Annotated in this window: 14 protein-coding genes; 8 read left to right on the top strand and 6 right to left on the bottom strand. The window is 57.7% G+C overall.

From position 1 onward, the window contains the following. The 3 genes from OBACDRAFT_RS24910 to OBACDRAFT_RS03445 all read right to left on the bottom strand — a co-directional run. Positions 1-748, bottom strand: a 748-nt coding sequence (locus tag OBACDRAFT_RS24910) for a phosphopantothenoylcysteine decarboxylase domain-containing protein (protein WP_052361003.1), incomplete at its 3' end; no start/stop codon positions are given. A 102-nt stretch (positions 749-850) separates the two neighbouring features. Continuing rightward, positions 851-4,327 carry a PPi-type phosphoenolpyruvate carboxykinase family protein gene (locus OBACDRAFT_RS03450; protein WP_043582802.1) on the bottom strand — a complete coding sequence of 1,159 codons (3,477 nt, stop codon included), beginning with the start codon at positions 4,325-4,327 and terminating at the stop codon, positions 851-853. Positions 4,328-4,497: 170 nt separating this feature from the next. Then, complete coding sequence (locus OBACDRAFT_RS03445) at positions 4,498-4,965, bottom strand: DoxX family protein (protein ID WP_043582808.1); 468 nt, start codon at positions 4,963-4,965, stop codon at positions 4,498-4,500. A 310-nt stretch (positions 4,966-5,275) separates the two neighbouring features. On the opposite strand from OBACDRAFT_RS03445, the gene OBACDRAFT_RS03440 reads away from it, so the two are divergent. The 8 genes from OBACDRAFT_RS03440 (at position 5,276) to OBACDRAFT_RS03405 (ending at position 16,061) form a co-directional block, all read left to right on the top strand. Next, complete coding sequence (locus OBACDRAFT_RS03440) at positions 5,276-6,367, top strand: LacI family DNA-binding transcriptional regulator (protein WP_043582800.1); 1,092 nt, start codon at positions 5,276-5,278, stop codon at positions 6,365-6,367. A gap of 101 nt (positions 6,368-6,468) precedes the next feature. Beyond that, a complete protein-coding gene (locus tag OBACDRAFT_RS03435; protein ID WP_043582798.1) occupies positions 6,469-7,230 on the top strand; it encodes a hypothetical protein in 762 nt (253 codons plus the stop codon). Positions 7,231-7,420: 190 nt separating this feature from the next. Next, the gene (locus tag OBACDRAFT_RS26170) at positions 7,421-8,131 is read left to right on the top strand and encodes a type II secretion system protein (protein WP_081721784.1); all 711 of its coding nucleotides are present in this window, start codon (positions 7,421-7,423) and stop codon (positions 8,129-8,131) included. 63 nt (positions 8,132-8,194) lie between these two features. Beyond that, positions 8,195-11,074 carry a beta-galactosidase gene (locus OBACDRAFT_RS03425; RefSeq protein ID WP_112787758.1) on the top strand — a complete coding sequence of 960 codons (2,880 nt, stop codon included), beginning with the start codon at positions 8,195-8,197 and terminating at the stop codon, positions 11,072-11,074. A gap of 46 nt (positions 11,075-11,120) precedes the next feature. Next, positions 11,121-12,689, top strand: a complete 1,569-nt coding sequence (locus OBACDRAFT_RS03420; protein ID WP_157836899.1) for a glycoside hydrolase family protein — start codon at positions 11,121-11,123, stop codon at positions 12,687-12,689. Between the two features lie 43 nt (positions 12,690-12,732). Then, positions 12,733-13,638, top strand: a complete 906-nt coding sequence (locus OBACDRAFT_RS03415; RefSeq protein WP_052360999.1) for a sialate O-acetylesterase — start codon at positions 12,733-12,735, stop codon at positions 13,636-13,638. Positions 13,639-13,705: 67 nt separating this feature from the next. Beyond that, positions 13,706-15,127, top strand: a complete 1,422-nt coding sequence (locus OBACDRAFT_RS03410) for an MFS transporter (RefSeq protein WP_043582792.1) — start codon at positions 13,706-13,708, stop codon at positions 15,125-15,127. A gap of 112 nt (positions 15,128-15,239) precedes the next feature. Beyond that, positions 15,240-16,061 (top strand): alpha/beta fold hydrolase, encoded by an 822-nt coding sequence (locus OBACDRAFT_RS03405; protein ID WP_043582791.1) that lies wholly within the window; start codon positions 15,240-15,242, stop codon positions 16,059-16,061. A gap of 4 nt (positions 16,062-16,065) precedes the next feature. Here the strand turns inward: OBACDRAFT_RS03405 and thrC are convergent, their stop codons facing one another. From thrC to OBACDRAFT_RS03390, 3 genes are all read right to left on the bottom strand, one after another. Continuing rightward, on the bottom strand, positions 16,066-17,436 hold the full coding sequence (gene thrC / locus OBACDRAFT_RS03400) for a threonine synthase (protein WP_043582789.1): 1,371 nt from the start codon (positions 17,434-17,436) through the stop codon (positions 16,066-16,068). 18 nt (positions 17,437-17,454) lie between these two features. Beyond that, entirely contained in the window at positions 17,455-17,808 is a 354-nt protein-coding gene (locus OBACDRAFT_RS03395) for a type II toxin-antitoxin system RelE/ParE family toxin (RefSeq protein ID WP_043582787.1), read from the bottom strand. Further along, positions 17,805-18,089: addiction module protein (locus OBACDRAFT_RS03390; RefSeq protein WP_043582785.1), on the bottom strand; the 285-nt coding region annotated here is incomplete at its 5' end. The genes OBACDRAFT_RS03395 and OBACDRAFT_RS03390, both read right to left, overlap by 4 nt.

The raw sequence follows: 18,089 nt of genomic DNA, 5'->3' as shown, positions 1-18,089 counted from the left end.
GCCCCGAACGCTCAACATCCAACGTTGAACGTCCAACATCGAAGTCTGAACCAGCGGGAGCAGAGATGGGAGCGGGCGAGACGCCCGCGGCACGCTGAGGGGCAACGATTGCGGGCGGGACGCCCGCACCACTCCGGTGTAGGGGCTTCGCTTGCGAAGCCCGCAACTGTGTTTCGGTCTGCGTTTCGGCCTGCGATTGCGTTTCTGGTATTTGGTAAATCTGTCCGGCTGGCGCGGGCGTCGCAAGCGACGCCCCTACACCGGGCGGGACGCCCGCGCCACGGGGGACGTAGCTTTTGAGTTCAGGGAGGAGTTTTGGGGTGGGGACGAGGTGCAGGGTGAGTTCGTCGGCGTAGGAGGTCATTTTGCCGGGTTGCACGGCGGAGGGGCGGTAGTCGGAGACAGCGGCGCAGTGGATGATGGCGTCGTAGGTTCCGGTGCCGAGTTGGGCGCGGAGTTGGGCGCGGAGGTCGTCGGTGGAGCCGAAGGGGATGAGGACGGGGCTTCGCCCCGAACGTCCAACATCCAACATCGAACATCCAACATCGAAGTGGGGCGCTGCCGCGCCAGTGGGAGGGAGGTGTGGCGGGAGGGTGGCGGAGTGGCCGTGGAGGAGGGTGATGGTGTGGCCGCGCGCAGCGAGGGCAGCGGCTAGGGCGGCTCCGGTTGATCCGGTGCTGATGTTGGAGAGGAATCGAACGTCGTCGATGGGTTCACGCGTGGCCCCGGAGGTGATGAGGATGTTCACAGGTGGTCGGGCGGTGAGTGGCGTGATGGCGCTGTGTCGATTTAGGACGATGTAATTCGATTCTAAATCGACTTAAGTCGGGCCGAGGCGGGAGGTGGGAGGTTAGCGGGTCTTGCGGGCGGCGGCGATTTGGGCGGAGACGGAGGGTTCGCCGCCGAGGGTGCCGCGGATTTTTTCGATGTAATCGGGCCGGGCAGCGGCGCGGGCGTTTTCAACGACACGGGCGTGGCGGCTCTTGATGTCGAGTTGCACGGCGACGTCGGCGTAGTTGTGGCGGTGCAGGAATTTTTCGAGGTAGCGGGCGTGTTCCTCCCAAGTGGCGGCGTCGATCTGGCGGCGGGCTTCGAGGCGGGCGTTGTACCAGTCGCTCTTGAGCATTTGCTCGCGGTCGAAGAGGGCGCGGAATTCGGGGGCGTCGGGGCCGTGGCCTTCCCAGGTGCCGTCGCGCATGATGTGCAGGAGGGCGCGGAGGGGCGGACAGGCGTCGGCAATGGAGCCGTCGGCGAAATAGCTTTCGGCGGCGGTTTTCATCGCTTCGACGATGTTGGTCATGCCTTCAGCAAAGACGTCCATGTCCTGAAGCTCGGGTTTGAGTAGTTCTTCTTCGAATACAGTGCTGGGGTTGCTGAGGACACGTCCGAAGAAGGTTTGCACGCCGCGCGCGGTGATGCGGTAGCCGAGGCGGGAGGCGAGGACGGTTTTGCCGTTGTGCACAAAATCTTCGCAGCGTTCGAAGTAGCCTTTGGCGATGAGGTTTTTGGGGTCGCGTTCGGGTCGTGTCATGCGGCACCAGACTTCGGGAACGAGGAGGCTGATGTCGTGGTCAACGCGGAGTTTGGGTCCAACCCAACCGGCGGCAGTGGAGAAGGCGGGGAGGTCGGTGAGGAGGAAGGATACGAGCGCGGAGTTGAGGTCGTAAATCGGGGGGAGTGCGTTGAAGGGGCCTTTGGTGAGGGCACCTTCGGAGCCTGCGCCGGTGGTGGAGGGCGACTTGCCGGTGAGGCTGGCAATGAGGTCCATGAACGCCTCGGGGAGTTCCTGGTAGTGGATGGGGTTGAAGACGCAGAGGGGGCGGACGCCGGGTTCGGGTGGGTTGAGGCGGCGGCCCATGAGGACGGCACCGACAGGGAATGTGACGGTATCCGAAGCGGCGATACGGCGGCGGAGGCGGGCGGCGGAGTGCGCAACCCAGGTGGCGCGGGGGTCGAGGAGGTCGGGTCGGATTTGGAGGTAGCGGGGGTTTTTGGTTGGTTTGCCGTCCACGAGGCGCGGGTGCGCAGGGGAGGCGAGCCAGGCGGCGCGGGGTGTTTTTTCGAACTCTTTGAAGAGGTCGCGCACGGGCTGGGTGAAGGCGTCGAAGCCGAGGGTGTCGCTGATGATTTCGGCGGCGGCGGCGTGGTCGAGGGGTTCGTAGTTGGAGAAGTAGGTGCCGGGTTTGGCGAAGTCGGCTTCGGTGTGGTGGTCGTAGCCGCGGTGGATGGCGTCGTCGGGGCGTTGGAAGAGGCGGGTTTCGCAGTTGTGGACGAGTTTGACGGAGGCGTTGGAGCCGCGTTCGGGGAAGCGGGGGAGTCCGGTGACGGAAGCGAGGGGGGCGACGGTGGAGGCGGTGATGTCGTCCTCGACTTGGATTTTGATGGCGGGGAGGAAGTCGCTGCGAAGTGAGAAGGTGCGCCAGCCGCCTTCGGGGGTGAAGCCGATGCGGAGGAACTGGGTGGTGGCGCGGATGCCGTGGTATTTGATTTCGTTGCCGGGGCGTCCGTTGATGGTATCCACGGAAAAATTACTGGCCCAGTCATCGCCCCATTCGGGTTTGTAGAGGCGTTTGACGAGGAGAACGATGTCGCGGACGTAGCGGGGGATGGTGGTGAGCCAGGCGTTGTATTCGTCGGTGTAGTCGGGGCTGCGGCTGAGGAGTTTGACGACGGAGCCGAGGGAGCGGGCGGGGCTGAGGATGGGACGGCTGGGGGTGGTGTTGCGGGCGGCTTCCTTGTAACGGCCGTAGTAGTTTTTGTTGAGGAGTTCGCGGACGAGTTCGGTGTCGCGCACGGGGTCAGAGATGAAGATGGGGCCGGAGAAGGTGGCGTCGGCGATGGATTTTGAAATCTCGGATTTGCCGCCGCCGGAGACGGTGCAGGGTTTGTGGCAGAGGAGTCCGCTGGGGCTGGTGCCGCGCAGGCGCCAGCGTCCGGCGGGGTCGGGGCGGACCATTTCGACGCGGTAGCCGTTGGGGTAGATGTAGGTGATGCCGGGGGAGAGGCGGAGGTCGGGTCTGGCAGCGTCGGGCGTCCAGGTGACAGTCTGGGTGCGGAGGTCGAAGCGGGCGGTTTCAGGGACGTAGTAGATGTTTGGATACACGTTGTCGCGCGCCCAGCCGCCGGGTTGCGGGGTGGCGTTGGTGCCGAGGAGGATGAGGGCGCCGGCAAGGGTGTAGTCGTTGTCCGGGTACAGGTTGGTGAGTTTGAAGTGCTCGCCGAGGTCGTAGCTGGCGAAGGCGATGGCGCCGCCGGAGTGTTCTTCTTCGGCGGAGCCCAGGAGGTTGGCAGCGTAGGAGATCTGGGTTTTGACTTCTTTTTTGCAGTAACCGAAGTAGTTGTCGGAGAGGATTGTTACGATAACTCCAGAGGCGTCGCGCGAGGTGATTTTGAAGGCAACGCCGTCGTTGTAGAGTTCGTTGGCTTGTTTCCAGCACATGCCGTCGCGGCGTTGGCGGGGTGTGGCGTCGTCCCACTTGGGGAGGCCGAGTTCTTTTTTGGTGAGGGTGTTGAGGTGAGTGGCGAGGATGATGCAGCCGGTGTGGCCGGTCCAGTGTTCGGGGTCGAGGGCGGCGTCGGTGGCGGGGAGGGTTGGATCGCCGGCGTTGCCGAAGATGCTTTCAACGAAATCGAGGTTGGCGACGAGGGTGGCGGGGGCGAAGAAGCGGGTCTCCATGGAGCGGCGCGGGGTGAAGCCGGCGACGGCGGGAACAACGACGGGGCGCTGGTAGAGGGAGACGAAACACTCGGCGGGCGTGGCCTGGCTGGCGGTGAAGGGTACGCGCAGGAGTTCGGCGGGCGGGTTGAAGGCGTGTTTGAGGAGGCGTCCGAAGACGGCGAGGGGGACGGCTTTTTTGTCGTCGGGGATGGGGAGGCCGCCTTCGGCGACGTGGAAGATGCCCTGGGTGGTGCGGCGGTCGGACTTGGGGTTGTGGAGGACGCCGTTGTGGAGGCGGTAGGAGGAGAGGATGGAGTTTTTATACTCGTCGGCGTCGGGCGGGAGGGAGAGGGCGCGGGCAAGGCCGGGGCGGTCGAGGACGAGGGTCTGGGAGGGGAGGCGGGGCGCGCCGCCGTGCTCTTCGAGGGTGGAATAGAGGTAGTTTTGAATGCGCTGGTCCACGGGGCTGGAGTGGCGCGTGAGGAGGCGGTCTTTTTCGCGGCTGAGGGTGAGGAGGTGATCGACGAGGACGGCAAAGTTGTCGGCGTCGGATGCGGGGAGCGCCACGGTGGGCTGGCCGATTTCCCGGAGCTTGAGGTTGAGATAGGCGAGGATCTTGGGATCGCGTGAGTCAGGGAGTGTTGGCAGGAGGTCCTTGGTGTCGCTCATAGTCGGGCCGGGACGCTATGGAGGACAGTGGGACGAGTGCAAGGCGGCTCTGTCTGGGGTGGCGGAATTAGTGCAGGGGTTAATGTTTGGCGTTTTGTGAGGTAGGATGCATGGCAGGGGAGAGGGGGGACGAGAGCGGGAGTTCGGGATGTAGGGAGGCGCGGGGAACGTCAGGGTTTTGGTGCGATCTTGGTGGTGTTGGAGGAGCGGAAGAGGAGGGCGTCAGCAGAGAGTGCGCCGCCGCCGCTGAAGATGAGCGAGAGTGCGCCGAGCAGGAGTGTCAGGGCGTATTCCATGCCGTTGGGAAGGAAGAATGCGCTGTTGTGCACGGTAGCAATGGCGACGGCCATGATGACCGCCGCCGTGAGTCCGAAGAATCGTGTGAAGAGTCCAAGGAGAATCGCCGCGCCGCCAACAAACTCGCCGCCTGCCGCGAGCGATGCCCAGAAGATGCCGGGCGTAAGGTGCAGTTTGTCGGCAAAGTGCGATGCGGTGGCTTGCAAACCGTAACCGCCCCACCAGCCGAGTAGTTTTTGGGCTCCGTGGGCAAACAGCACGCCACCGACAGCGAGGCGGACGGGCAGCGCGGCCCAGTTGGAGGCACGGGTAACGACGAATGGACGAATGAGTTTATTCATGGTGATTGTATGGTAGTGTTGGACGATCGTGTTAAGTGGCAGAGACGTGTGCGGCGTGGCTGGAGGGGCCGAATACAGAAAAAAGATCAGAGGAGAGAAGCGCGCAGGGTAGCCAGGCATGGGTGATTGTCGAAGCGTTTCATGGGAAATGAGAGGGGAAATGCTCGGGAACACCTCTTGTCGAGGTTGGTGCGCAAAGTTGCGCGAAAGAGGTGTTGACAGATGCTTTTTGAATTGTTTTGAAATTTTCAATAAAGATTCAATTAAGCGTTCAACGAACATTCAAAGCCCTTCCAAACACACCCAAACAATGGCCACTGTAACCGATATCGCCCGACACGCAGGAGTCTCCGTAGGCACCGTGAGCCGCGTGTTGAATGGCGCGACCAATATCAGTCCCGACAACTTGGACTCCGTGCAGCGGGCAATCTCGAAACTCGGCTACAAAAAACACCTTCCCGCCCCCAAGCCCCTCATGGCGCGCAAGCTCGCCGCCGACGACCGCACGGGCAACATCGGCATGGTTTTCGCCGGAGCCGGGCAGGCATGGACGAATCACCCGCTTTTCGCCGCTTACACCTTGGGCGTTGAACAGGCCTGCCAGCAAAGCGGCGTGCATGCGCTCGTGGAAATTTCGAGTGACGACAGCATGCTGCCACGTTGCGTGGTGGAGCGAAAAATCGACGGCCTACTCGTCAAATCTACGAGCACCGTGCCGGCCTTCGTGAAGCAACTCCCGGCGGATTTGCCAGTGGTGTTTATCGGGTTGAATGATCCGTCGGTTGCCCTGCCTCAAGTCGCGCCCGATAGTCTTGGCTCGGGCTGGCTTGTCGCCGATTACCTCTGGCAGCGCGGCCATCGGCGAATCGCGTTTGTGTGCACCAACGCCACGCATCCGCAATTCATCACGCGTCAGCAAGGCATTGAGGGTTACTTGCGCCAGCGGGATGGCTACGACCCTGCTCTTGTCATCATGCGCAAGGCGGAGGGCGATGATTCCAAAAGCAGACGAGCCGCTCCGGAATCAACCCCGCCCGATCTCGAGGCCGAGGTGAAGCAACTGTTTTTCCGGTCAGCCGGCCAGCGTCCCACCGCCATCGTAACCGCCAACGACTGGATGGCGCACGGTCTTTATCGCGCTCTTGCCCGGCACGGACTGCGCGTCCCGCAGGATGTGAGTGTGGTGGGTTTCGACAACATGGAGCCGTTGTGCACCGTGCTTGAACCGGCGCTGACCAGTTACGACGTGAGCTTCGCCGCGCAGTCGAAGGCGGCGGCCTTCGACCTGTTTCACCTCATCGAAAATCCTGCCCACCGACAGGAGAATTCCGTCCGTCTCGTTCGCGGCAACATCGTAGAGAGGCAGTCGGTGGCCGAGCAGCAACCCTCCTTTTCTGTCTGATTCCATCTCATCGTATCCTATTTTCATTACTCCAACCCTTACCCCCATCCACTCTCTTTCCGTCACCAGACGAAATCATAAACCGCACCCGAAACAACATCATGAAAACAATCCAAAAAACCTCAGGTATCTTCAATAGAGTTTCCTTGAAGATGCTTTTTGCCTGCTCCGCCGCCCTGCTGCTGACTTTTGTTTTTTCGCCCCACGCTCACGCTGCAACGATCGTCCCCGGCCAGTCGATTGACTTTACCAGCGATGATTTCTCGTCCGGGCTCACGTCTAGCAAACAATGGGCGATTTACGGAAATGGTGCAACGGCCCAGGACACACTGGTTTGGGAATCTGCTGGCCTTCGCTTGAGTACCTCCTTTCTTGATTCAAGCAATGCCACCAGCGCCAGTATGCGGGTTTCGTGGAAAGTCACGGTGCCGGAGGATTACACCATCACCGCATTCACCTTTGGCATCGGCAGACTCGCTCTGACTGGAGCTGCTGCCGGCGACGACCACGTCGAGGTCCAATACAGTTTTGACAATGTGAACTGGACGACCTTCGACGACGGCATTTTTTATCACCAGTCCGCCCAAAATGACCTGACTTTCACGGCTTCCGTGGATACCGGGACGAGCGTGACCTCCCTCTTCCTCCGCGTCTTCCATGTCGAGGGAACGACTGTTACAGGAGATAGTGGCTATTTCGCGGTCAGAAGCAACCCGACTGGCACCGGGCTGTATGCTAACTCCTTCATCCAGCTCACTGTCGTCCCGATTCCCGAATCTTCAACAATAGTCTTTGTCCTTGCCGCAGGCTCTCTTGGTTTGGGTCTTCAGCTTGCCCGTCGCTACCGTCATCGAAAAGGATAGCCATGCGCATCCTCTGCATTTCAGAGCAGGAACTGTTTTGTTTATGAAATTCGCTATTCAAAATCTCATTAAACGACTTCGGATACTGCAATCTTCTCAAGGAAGAAGCGGCCTGATGTTTTTGCTCCGGTTGGGACTTCGCTAAACAGTTGGGCATCATATCCTACATTTCTTATTCCCGCTGTTACCTATGAAAACTAAACCCATATCGAGAAAGCCAATAATAAAGATTGGCTGCCCATGTCACCCCGGTTTTACCCTGATCGAATTGCTCACGGTCATCGCAATCATCGGCATTCTGGCGGGTATCATGCTGGCAACCCTTGGACCTGTTCGCAATCAGGCTCGACTCGCAGGTTGTCGCACACACCTCCGACAAATTGCATTGGCTCTGCTACTCTATACAGACGATCGTAAGGGAAATTTTCCTCCGTCAGTGGACAAAACTACCAATAAAATTTGGAGCGCTGCTTTGGTGGCCGAAGGATATATCAATACCCCTGCGGATTCCTCAACTCTTACTCGTGTACCAGTGATGCTTTGTCCTGGCGATACCATAAATAAAACATCAAGGGGGCGAAGCTATGCCTATTGCGTAGGTGTAATGTTGAATGGAACGCAAAATATAAATGCCCAATTAAATAAAGCTACTGTGGGAAATCCTTCGCGGCAATTTATGCTTACCGATTATCATGTGGAGAATATCACTTGGACGGGGAATAACGGAGGATATAATATCGGTCCCCAAGATCTGATGAAAAAAGAGGATAAGGGAGTAAGCCCATCACATAAAAACGGAGGGCGTAATTTTGCGTTTATTGATGGCCATGTGGAATGGCGGACTGTGGCTCAATGGGAATCCCCAACTTCGGGTTGGCGGTTGAATGAAATTGTGTATTAAGCCAATGGTTCATTGGCGAAATGAAATAGTATCTTGGGTGGTGGAGTGTTTCTTGTGTTTATTATGAATCAAAAACTATCTATTATTGCGAAAGCTGTTTTCCCTAAACATTTGCTTATGGTTTCAAAAATAGCTCATGCTCTCGCCTGTTTGTTTATATTGTGTCCCCTTGTCGCAACCCCGTTTCTAAACGTAGATTTTGACGCGGCCCCATCATCCGTCACTCAGGCAGGTTTTGAAAGTTGGAATATTGGTGCTGGAAACATTGGGGCCAAAACATTGGAGAGAAAATTTGATGTCGCGACGACAAACGTTTCCAGTGGGAAGATAACGGTGCAGGTTGAATCAAATGTGGGGAATTTGTTTGGAGAAACACGCATGGGCAATCCCGGATATGGTTCTGGTTTCCAATACACGGCTTTTTATCAGGATCGAGTGAGTGCGTCGGGGGCGGGTTCTGTGCTGACTCTCACCTTCACAGGGCTGGACGCTAATACCGATTATGATGTCTCTCTGTATGCAAAGGCCGCGCATCTTTATTCAAAAACCGAAGTCATCAATACAACAAAAGAGGCTAGTCCATTCGCAGTTATTGTAGCTGGAAGAAGTCAGCACAAATATGATGCCAATACAGCCTTGCAAGTGGCGGGTGCGACCAAACGGGCGACTAGCAACGACGCAGGCAGACTGCAATTTACATTGTCCACTGTCCTGTGGGATTATGATAAAGAAGGGTGGGGGAAATCGATTTCCCCGTTTTTGAACGGTTTCCAACTCGGCCCTGCTGCCGCCGCCCCTTCTAATCCCCCGCCTGTCGAAATGGCCCGGAGTAATGAACCCCGGCCAGTTTGGGCGGTGCGCGACTGGCAGGGAATGCCCGCTTTTTGGAAAGACCAAACCCCCGTCACTCCGATGATGTTCTGGCAGTGGAAGCCGGAAGATTATGAAATCGTTAATTTTTCCAAGGCAGGCGTCGAGTTATTCAGCTTTTTTGGTTCCACCCAACATTATAGACGTCCCTATTGGAAACAGGACGGCACCATTGAACCAGCGTTCCAAGACGAACAAATCCGGAAATTATTGAAACTAAATCCCGAGGCACTTTTTATTCCGCGCATTTTTACGACACCGCCCAATTGGTGGGTTAAAGAAAATCCAGACGAAGTGCTTAAATATTCGGTTTCCGACGAACGCACGACCAAAAGAGGCCCGCGCATATCATTCGCGTCTGAAAAATATATGCGCGAGGGAGGCGAGGCGTTTAGAAAAACTGTCCGCAAGTTGATGGATGCGGATTACGGGAAAAACATGATCGGAATCCACATAACGGAAGGACCAAGCGGGGAATGGTTTCATTGGGATTCGCAATTTTCTCGAACAGCAAATCCAGTAGCATCAGACATTTCCGAACCAATGCGTCAACGTTTCATCCGGTATTTGCGCGACAAATACGAAAACAAAACCGAGCGTTTGCGCGACGCTTGGAAAACCCCCTCGCTGACATTTGAAACCGTCCAAGTGCCGGATTTGACCCAACGCCGACAAACAAACGCCGGAGCTTGGCGTGACCCGCAAAAATCACGGGCCGTCATGGACTATTTCGAATGTCACAATCTGGTCACTGTCGAATTGATCGAGCACTATTGCCGCATTATCAAAGAGGAAAGTAACAATAATCTGCTGACGATGGCGTTTTATGGTTACACACAAGACGTCAACTGGCCGATTGAGATAGATCATCGAGGCATCGCAGCCATGTTGCGTTCCAAGAATCTCGACATACTCTCAGCCCCTCACACCTACTATCGTCGCAGATTGGGCGAAGACGGCGGGATGCGGCAATATCTCGGCAGCGCAGCATTGCATGGAAAATTGTTTTTCGACGAAGGCGACGACCAGCCGCATTTGGAAAAACTCAAACCGAAACCGGACCCGCGTTGCAGTGTAAACACGATGGAGGAATCACAGGCATTGCTTTACAGGGAGTTTGGCAACACGGTGACTCATGGCGCGGGGCTTTGGTATATGGATCTCCGTGGCGGTTGGTTTCAGGACCCGATTCTGGTTGATACGGTCGGACGGATGAAAAAGTGGTCGGACGTAGCCATGAAGCATTCCCGGCGTCGCAATGCCCAAGTCGCCGTGATTTCCGCGCCTGAGAGTGAATTTTATTTGGGATACAGACAATCGCCCAACAACGAGATTTCATATGGTTTGTATCACAACCAGATGGCAGCGTTATATCGTACTGGCGTCCCGTTTGATTGGTATTTAATAGATGATTTGGAGGCGATTCGGGATAAAGATTATAAGGTATATATTTTCCTTGATTGCTTTTACATGACTGAACAACAACGCAAGGCCGCTGAAGCTCTGAGGTCTGACGGACGCACGCTGGTTTGGTTCTATGCTCCGGGATATGCTTCGCAAACGGACTTATCGCTGACGCGAATGGAGAATCTGACCGGCTTTCGTTTTGAGACTGCGGAGCAAGGAATGTTGAGTGGCGTGATGGCTGATTCTGGCCGCGAGATTGGTATCAAAAAATCGCAGAAAACGCTCTTCACCGTGCGCCCCGAAAAAAGTGTAATGGCGCTGGCCCACGGAATCAACGAATTGAAGGGCAAGGCGGTTGTGGCGATAAAGAAACAGACGAATTGGACATCGGTATTCTCCGCAATACCGGGCGTCACGTCTGACCAATTCCGGACATGGTTTCGCGATGCCGGTGTGCATGTTTATACGGACTGCGAGGATGTGCTTTCCGTAAACGAATCATGGCTGATGTTGCACACCCAAACGGACGGCATCAAGCAAATCACTTTGCCCCAAAAATCCAAAAAGATCACGGAAATCACGACCGAAAAAGTAATCGGCGAGAATATAGACCGATTCTCGATCGATCTGCCAAAACGCAGCACGGCAGTGTTCTTGATGGAATAGGCGCGGCGTCGATTTTAATCCTATATTCAAAATACTTTGTTTCTCCATGACCACTAAATATACCACTCAATATGATGGCCCATCAACTTCTCGTTGGCTTCGGCCAATGTTCGTGTTAAGCAGCTTGCTTGCCATATCTTCGATTGTCTCGAATGCAGGCGAGGAAGCGCGGCCGGTGCGTCATCCTCAAGTTGGTGTTTGTGTACATCTCCGCCTCTTGGACCGTATTCATTCCCAAGACCCCAAAACCAAAGTTCTTTCGGTGGACAAGGCGATTGAACTGATTGAAGAATCGGGGGCTAAATGGATACGGGAAGACTTTTTTTGGGCGAGGGTCGAGACATCCAAAGGTGTTTACAAGATGCCTGATCAATATGTCGGCTGGATAAACCGTTTGCATGAAAAAGGCATCGGAATCGCCGCTTTGTTCAACACGGGGCATCAGGGAAACAAACTTTATGAAAACCCGTTTGATCGGGAAGCATTTGCCAAGGCTGCTGCTTGGTTCGCAAAGGAAACCAAGGGGAAAGTGGAGGTGATAGAGATTCTTAACGAGCCAAATAACAGTTTGTTTATGAAACACTTTGGCGGTGTGTGGAATGGAAAGGAACGGGATGGCGGTGTAAGTCCTTGGATTCGTGAGTATGTGGGATTTGTGAATCTGGCGGCAAAGCAGATCAAACAGGTGAATCCTCATGTGAAAGTGATTGGGGGGGGGGGAGGGCCCTTGCCAGCGACTTATCGCGGCATCGAGTTGGGCTTTGCTCCTGAGGTGGATGGGGTTACCTGGCATGCTTATAGTCCGGTTGGAGTGCCCGAAATCATCCCTTATGCGTCCACGGCGAGCATCCAGAAACGGGATGGTCTGGCGGTGGCTGACGAGAAAGGCACGTTTGCATCCGCGGCGAGAATGTTGCGGGAGAAGATGGCAAAGCATAATGGCCCGCGAGGAATTTGGATAAACGAGTGGGGATATCCCACCTATACAGTTACAAATCCGAAAAAATCCCGTTTCATGGGATATACTCATAGCGCTCAGGCCAAATACATTCTGCGCAGGTTAGTGGAGTCGCTTGTGGTAACCGATTACACCTTTGTTTATACCTTTACGGACCACAGACCCGACCTAAACGATGCTGAAGCCAACTTCGGGATTATTGATTTGTACGGTAACCCGAAACCTTCATACTACGCTTATCAACGAGCGGCGCGTGCGCTCGCAGATTATCGGGCGGTGGAGGCGCGTCCGGTTGACAAGCGTCCGTTGCCAGATGTCGAAGTGAAGGTGTTTGCCATCGCCAATCGTGCCGACCGTCATCCTTTTGTCTGGGACGATGCCAAATTGGAAAGCCTAGGGAAGATTGCCAACTATTTGTTTTCCAACAAAAAAGGCGAGCCTCTGCTAGCTTTGTGGTCAACCGAGCGGGCTGATGGTGATTTCACTTCGGTCGTGGCTGATGTGGAGATTTCCATCAAAAAACCTGTCGCCGGGATTCGTGCATACAGTCCGATTGATGGCAAAACGCGGGACGTTGTGTTTACCAAGTCGGGTGACACGTTGCGTATCGAAAAAATGGAGATACCCGACTCCCCGCTCTTGCTGACGTTTCACTAAGCCAAAACCATGCGGCCGGACAGCCTGCCGGCGTTTTTCAAACATGAACTCCCCCACCGTGTTCTCCAAATGGATACGCGCCGCCTGCGTCGCCGCGGCGATGCCGCTTTCGTTTCACGCCGCCGATGGTGCCGAGGCGGTGTCCCGGCCCGGTCCGGCGGCGCAGGTCGCCACTCCGCCCAAGGCGGAAAACTTCGACCTCTACCTGCTCGTCGGCCAGTCCAACATGTCGGGACGCGGCAGGGTGACCCCCGCCGACAGCCAGCCGGACACGCGCGTGCTCGTCCTCGGCAAGGACGGCGAGTGGCTTTTGCAGGGCGAGCCGGTCCATTTCGACACACGCAACGCCGCGGTCGGGCTTGGTTTTGCTTTCGCGAAACGGATGGCGGACCATTCGCCCGGTGTCACCATCGGATTGATACCCTGCGCGGTTGGCGCCACGCCGCAGAAGCGTTGGATGCCGGGGGGCGATCTCTATGAGGAGGCGGTGCGCCGCGCTGGAATCGCGCAGCAGTCGGGCCGGCTCCGGGGCATTCTCTGGCATCAGGGAGAAAGCGAGACGGGAAGCCTCGTCCGGTCCAAGGCCTATGGGGAGAATCTGGCGAAGATAGTGGAAGGTTTTCGCCGCGACCTGAATGCGCCCGGCGTGCCCTTTGTCGCGGGAGAGTTGGGGGAGTTTCTTTACATGAAGTCGGAAGAAAGAGCCGCGAATGCGAAGATCGTGAACGAACAAATCAATCGTCTGCCCGCGCTTGTGCCGAACACCGCCGTCATCCCCTCCGCGGGGCTGGGGCACAGAGGCGACGGCACGCATTTCAATGCCGAGGCCCAGCGCGAGTTTGGACGGCGGTATTATGAGGCGATGGTGGCCTTGCGGAAAAAGACCACCACGACTCAAAAGGTAGCACACGATAGCGGTATTTCTGATGGAATCGGACTGATACGATGAAGAACCAAGGCATTATCCATTCTCTAATCGTGGGCAGGAGCCCGATCTGTATCCAATAAGGTGTCGCATGTCGAAATCCATTCCCCCTCTCCTCCCCGATCAAGCAGTTTCGCAACCATCACCTTCGTCCAACACCACTCCCGAAATCCTCGACTGGAAGACCCGCATCGCCTACGGCGCCGGGGGAATGACCGACCGCGTGGGGAACCAAGGACTCAAGGACTTGGGCAACCCGCTCTACAATCTCGTGCTGGGCATCAACCCGGCGACCATCGGTATCGTTTTTGTAATTACGCGCCTTTTCGATGCCATTCTCGATCCGCTCGGGGGAAGTCTTTCCGACAACAGTCGCAGCCGCTGGGGACGCCGTCGGCCCTTTATGTTCGCCGGAGCCATCCTGGCCGCGTTTGCTGTTGTCCCGATTTTCTGGATGCCGCGCAGTTTGAGTTCCACGGGGCAGGTCGTGTGGATGCTGGCGACGACGATCCCTTTTTTCGCGGTCTTCACCCTTTTCAGCGTCCCCTACCGGGCGCTCGCCTACGAACTCGCGCCGAATTATCATGAGAAGACACGCCTGCTGGCGGTGCGCATGGTGTTCATGATGCTGATGGCCCTGCTGGTGCCTTGGGTGTATCCGCTCGTCCAGTCCGGATGGCTGGGTTCGCCACGGGACGCGCTGTCTTGGGTGGCCTGCGGCCTCGGGGTGATCGTGCTCGTGTCGGGTCTCATTCCCGTGTTTTTCACCCGCGAGCCGGCCACGGTCACCGCTGCGGTGAAGAACCAGCGCCGCATCCCGCTGCGCGAGAGTCTTGCGCAGACCCTGCGTTGTCGCGATTTCCTCTTCCTTGTCGGCATGGGCATCGCGACCATCGTCGGGGTCAACGTCGGCATCGGCTTCGGCAGCTATGTCGGCATTTTTTATGTCTATGGGGGCGATGCGCGCGCGGCGGCCCCGCTGCTCGGCTGGGTGGGCACGATGTTCGTGTTGGCATCACTGGCCTCAATCCCGCTGCTCACCGCTCTCTCCCGGCGTTTCGGGAAACGAAACGCGCTGGTGATCTCGTTGCTGTGGGGCTTTTGCAGCGCGGGTTCGTGGTGGTTCTACACGCCGTCCCTGCCGTGGCTGCAACTGCTCGCCCCGGTGTTCCTCGGTCCGGCCACGACGGCTCTGTGGCTCCTCGGCGAGTCGATGGTGGCCGACGTGTGCGACGCCGAGGCCCGGCGCACCGGAGAACGCTGTGAGGCGATATTCAGCGCGGTCTTCGGCTGGATTCTCAAGACGGGCACCGCGTTCTCCATCCTCGGCTTCAACTTGCTGCTCAACGGGGTGGGCTTCGATGTCGCCCTCGGCACGGGTCAGGGGGACGGCACGGTGCTGTCCATGCGCGTCATCTACGCGGTCCTGCCCGCGTCGGGTTTCGCCGCCTCGATCCTCTTCCTCCATGGCTACCGGCTCGACTCGGAATACAGGACCACCGCCGCCCGCTGACTGATAGGAGCAAACCAGGAAAGGGGTGCAAACGGGATACGGGGGCAGAAGGGCGGAGATTGGACAAAGGTTGAGCTTTGCGTTTGGAGCGAAGGTTTGCGGCGATGGGATCATGGTTTCGCTTTTTTTTCGTGATTTGGGTGGAGCGGGAAAACCGCCGCTCGTGTTGCTCCACGGGTTGCTGGGGTCGTCGCGCAATTGGTTGTCGGCTGGCGGGGAATTGGCTGCGAGTAAGGCAGGGGGGGGGGGGGGGGATGTATTTCATGTTTTTGCGCTCGATCTGCGAAATCATGGGCGGTCGCCGCATGTGGAGGAGATGTCTTATGAGGCAATGGTCGGTGATGTCGTTGCCTGGCTCGACGAGCATGTGGCGGGTGGCGGTCCGGTGACTTTGCTCGGGCATAGCATGGGGGGAAAGGTTGCGATGGCGCTGGCATGCCGGTATCCGGCGCGAGTGACGCGGTTGGTGGTCGTGGACATCGCGCCGAAGGATTATCTGTCGCAGGCGCACCGGGCCGAGTTTGCAGCAATGAACGAGCTTGAGTTGTCGGGATTGAGATCGCGTGGCGAAGCGGAATTGCGGTTTGAGGCCCGCGTGGCGGATGTGGCGATGCGGAAGTTTTTGGTCACAAATCTGGAGCGAATGGAGGATGGCGCAGGCAACGGCGCGGGATGGCGGTGGGTAGTTAATTTACCGATACTGACGCGGATGTTGCCAGAGTTGGAGAGTTCACCGTTGCGCGAGGGCGAGCGGTTTGACGGGCCGGTGTTGTTCGTGACGGGCGGGCGTTCGCATTATGTGCGGCGTCCGCAGGATGAGGGTTTGATTCGGCGTCACTTCCCGGCGGCGCAGTTCGTGACGCTCGCAGGTTCGGGGCATAATCCGCACATGGAGGCGCGGGCGGAGTTTGTGCGGGCGGTGCGCGGCGGCTGATCTGCTAAAGGGTGTCCACGGCGTGGGCGTCCACGTAGGCGCGAATGGCGGCGGCGGTGGCGGGGAGCTTGTGTTTGACGAGCGGTTTTTGCTTGAGGGCTTCGAGGCTCGGATCAGTGGGTTCCACGCCGATGACGGAAGTGATGGTCCCGGGGAATTTGGCGGGGCTGGCCGTGGCGAGGATCACGCTGGGGCGGTCGGCGGCGAGGTCTTTGAAGGCGCAGGCGGTGTGCGGATCAACGATGTAGTGGTAACGTTGATACACGGCGCGGATGATGCCGGGGATTTCGGCGTCGGTGCAGCGTGAGGCGGTAAAGGTGTCGCGATTAAAGGACGCAAATTTGTAGGCCCCGGTTTTTTTGAAGGTTTCCATGATTTCGCGGACTTTGGCGGAATCGCAACCGACGCTGTAATAGAGGAAACGTTCGAAGTTGCTGGAAACCTGGATGTCCATCGAGGGGGCGAGCGAGGGGTGGACTTCGGTGGTGCGGTAGTCGCCTGTAGTGAAAAGTCGATACAGGATGTCGTTTTGGTTGGTGGCGACGCGGAAGCCGCGAATGGGGACGCCCATTTTCTGGAGCATCCAGCCGGCGAGGACGTTGCCGAAGTTGCCGGTGGGGACAACGAAGTCGGCAGTGGAGCGGATGTTTTCAGGGAGGCGGAGCCAGGCGGAGAGGTAATAGACGCACTGGGCGAGGATGCGGGCGAGGTTGATGGAGTTGACGGCGGAGAGGCGGTGGCGGGTCCGGAAGTCTTGGTCGGCGAAGAGTTCTTTGAGCGCGGCTTGGGCGTCGTCAAAGGTGCCGCTGATGGCGAGGGCATGGACGTTGTCCGCGCCAGTGCAGGCCATCTGGCGTTCTTGGAGGGGGGAGGTGCGTCCGTCGGGGTAGAGGATGAAGATGGCAGTGCCGGGTTTGCCGAGGAGTCCGTGGATGGCTGCGGAACCGGTGTCGCCAGAGGTGGCGCCGAGGACGTTGATCGTCTGACGGCGGGTGGCGCATTGGTATTCGTAGAGGTTGCCGAGGAGTTGGAGGGCAAAGTCTTTGAAGGCGAGGGTGGGGCCGTGGAAGAGTTCGAGGACGTGGGTGTTGTCGTCGAGGCGGACGAGGGGGGCGATGTCGGGGTGATTGAAGCGGGTGTAGGATTTCGCTATGATGGCGCGGAGGGTGTCGGCAGGGATGTCGGTCGCGAAGTGGCGGAGAAATTCGTAGCAGAGTTTTGGATACGAGAGCGGGGCGAAGCGCGCGAGGTCGGCGGCGGCAAAGGTGGGGAGTTTTTCAGGGAGGAACAGGCCGCCGTCGGGCGCAAGTCCGGTGGCAACGGCATCTGAAAAGGTGTGTGGGGCGGTCTGGCCGCGGGTGCTGATGAAGTGCATTAAATTGAAGGGAATTGTTCAGGAATGAGACTGGCGGCGTTTGGCTGCGAGGTGACGGAGGGGTTCGCGTTGGTTAAGGGTTTTTTGGATACGTTGCGGATCTTGGCGTTGGTCGAGAATGGCAACCACGGTGGTGACGTCGGGTTCGATGACGTAGTAAGCAGCGTAGTAACTGTGGTGCAGTATCACACGGCGGAAATGTTTGTATTTCGGCGCGAAAATCTCGGGGTTGAGTTGAACTTGGTAAAGAGCGTCGTCCAGAAGGTTTTGGAAGAACGCTTCTCCATCAAAATGCCATGTGTTGTAGTGCGAATAGGCGGCCTGAAGGTCACCAGCTACAATGTCGAGGGCTTCGACTGGCTGATTTTTCACTGTTTTAACGAGGCCCGGCGATACAGCTCTGCAAGGCTGATGCGTTTGATTTTGCCTGCTTTGTAGTCTGCCCAGCGGGAATCGAGTTCGGCTTGGTGGCTGGCAGGGACGGGGGCGTCGTCTTCGTTCCCGGTGGGGGTCCTGCGAGCTTCAAACCATTGCGCAAGTTGCTCCTGTTCTTCGTAGGAGAGGGTTTCGATGGCGGCTTCGATTTCCTGCACGGTGCTCATGGGGGGAACGGTAGTCCAGAGGCAGGCGGGCGGCAAGTGAGTTGTGACGGC

The sequence above is a fragment of the Geminisphaera colitermitum TAV2 genome (assembly GCF_000171235.2).
GTDB lineage: Bacteria > Verrucomicrobiota > Verrucomicrobiia > Opitutales > Opitutaceae > Geminisphaera > Geminisphaera colitermitum.
Note: the sequence above shows the minus strand (reverse complement) of the source record. Positions and strands in the feature narration are given on the sequence as shown.

Coding starts and splice junctions, on each gene's coding strand:
- OBACDRAFT_RS03450 (WP_043582802.1), bottom strand. CDS start 4,327: ATGAGCGACACCAAGGACCTCCTGCCAACACTCCCTGACTCACGCGAT.
- OBACDRAFT_RS03445 (WP_043582808.1), bottom strand. CDS start 4,965: ATGAATAAACTCATTCGTCCATTCGTCGTTACCCGTGCCTCCAACTGG.
- OBACDRAFT_RS03440 (WP_043582800.1), top strand. CDS start 5,276: ATGGCCACTGTAACCGATATCGCCCGACACGCAGGAGTCTCCGTAGGC.
- OBACDRAFT_RS03435 (WP_043582798.1), top strand. CDS start 6,469: ATGAAAACAATCCAAAAAACCTCAGGTATCTTCAATAGAGTTTCCTTG.
- OBACDRAFT_RS26170 (WP_081721784.1), top strand. CDS start 7,421: ATGAAAACTAAACCCATATCGAGAAAGCCAATAATAAAGATTGGCTGC.
- OBACDRAFT_RS03425 (WP_112787758.1), top strand. CDS start 8,195: ATGAATCAAAAACTATCTATTATTGCGAAAGCTGTTTTCCCTAAACAT.
- OBACDRAFT_RS03420 (WP_157836899.1), top strand. CDS start 11,121: ATGACCACTAAATATACCACTCAATATGATGGCCCATCAACTTCTCGT.
- OBACDRAFT_RS03415 (WP_052360999.1), top strand. CDS start 12,733: ATGAACTCCCCCACCGTGTTCTCCAAATGGATACGCGCCGCCTGCGTC.
- OBACDRAFT_RS03410 (WP_043582792.1), top strand. CDS start 13,706: ATGTCGAAATCCATTCCCCCTCTCCTCCCCGATCAAGCAGTTTCGCAA.
- OBACDRAFT_RS03405 (WP_043582791.1), top strand. CDS start 15,240: ATGGTTTCGCTTTTTTTTCGTGATTTGGGTGGAGCGGGAAAACCGCCG.
- thrC (WP_043582789.1), bottom strand. CDS start 17,436: ATGCACTTCATCAGCACCCGCGGCCAGACCGCCCCACACACCTTTTCA.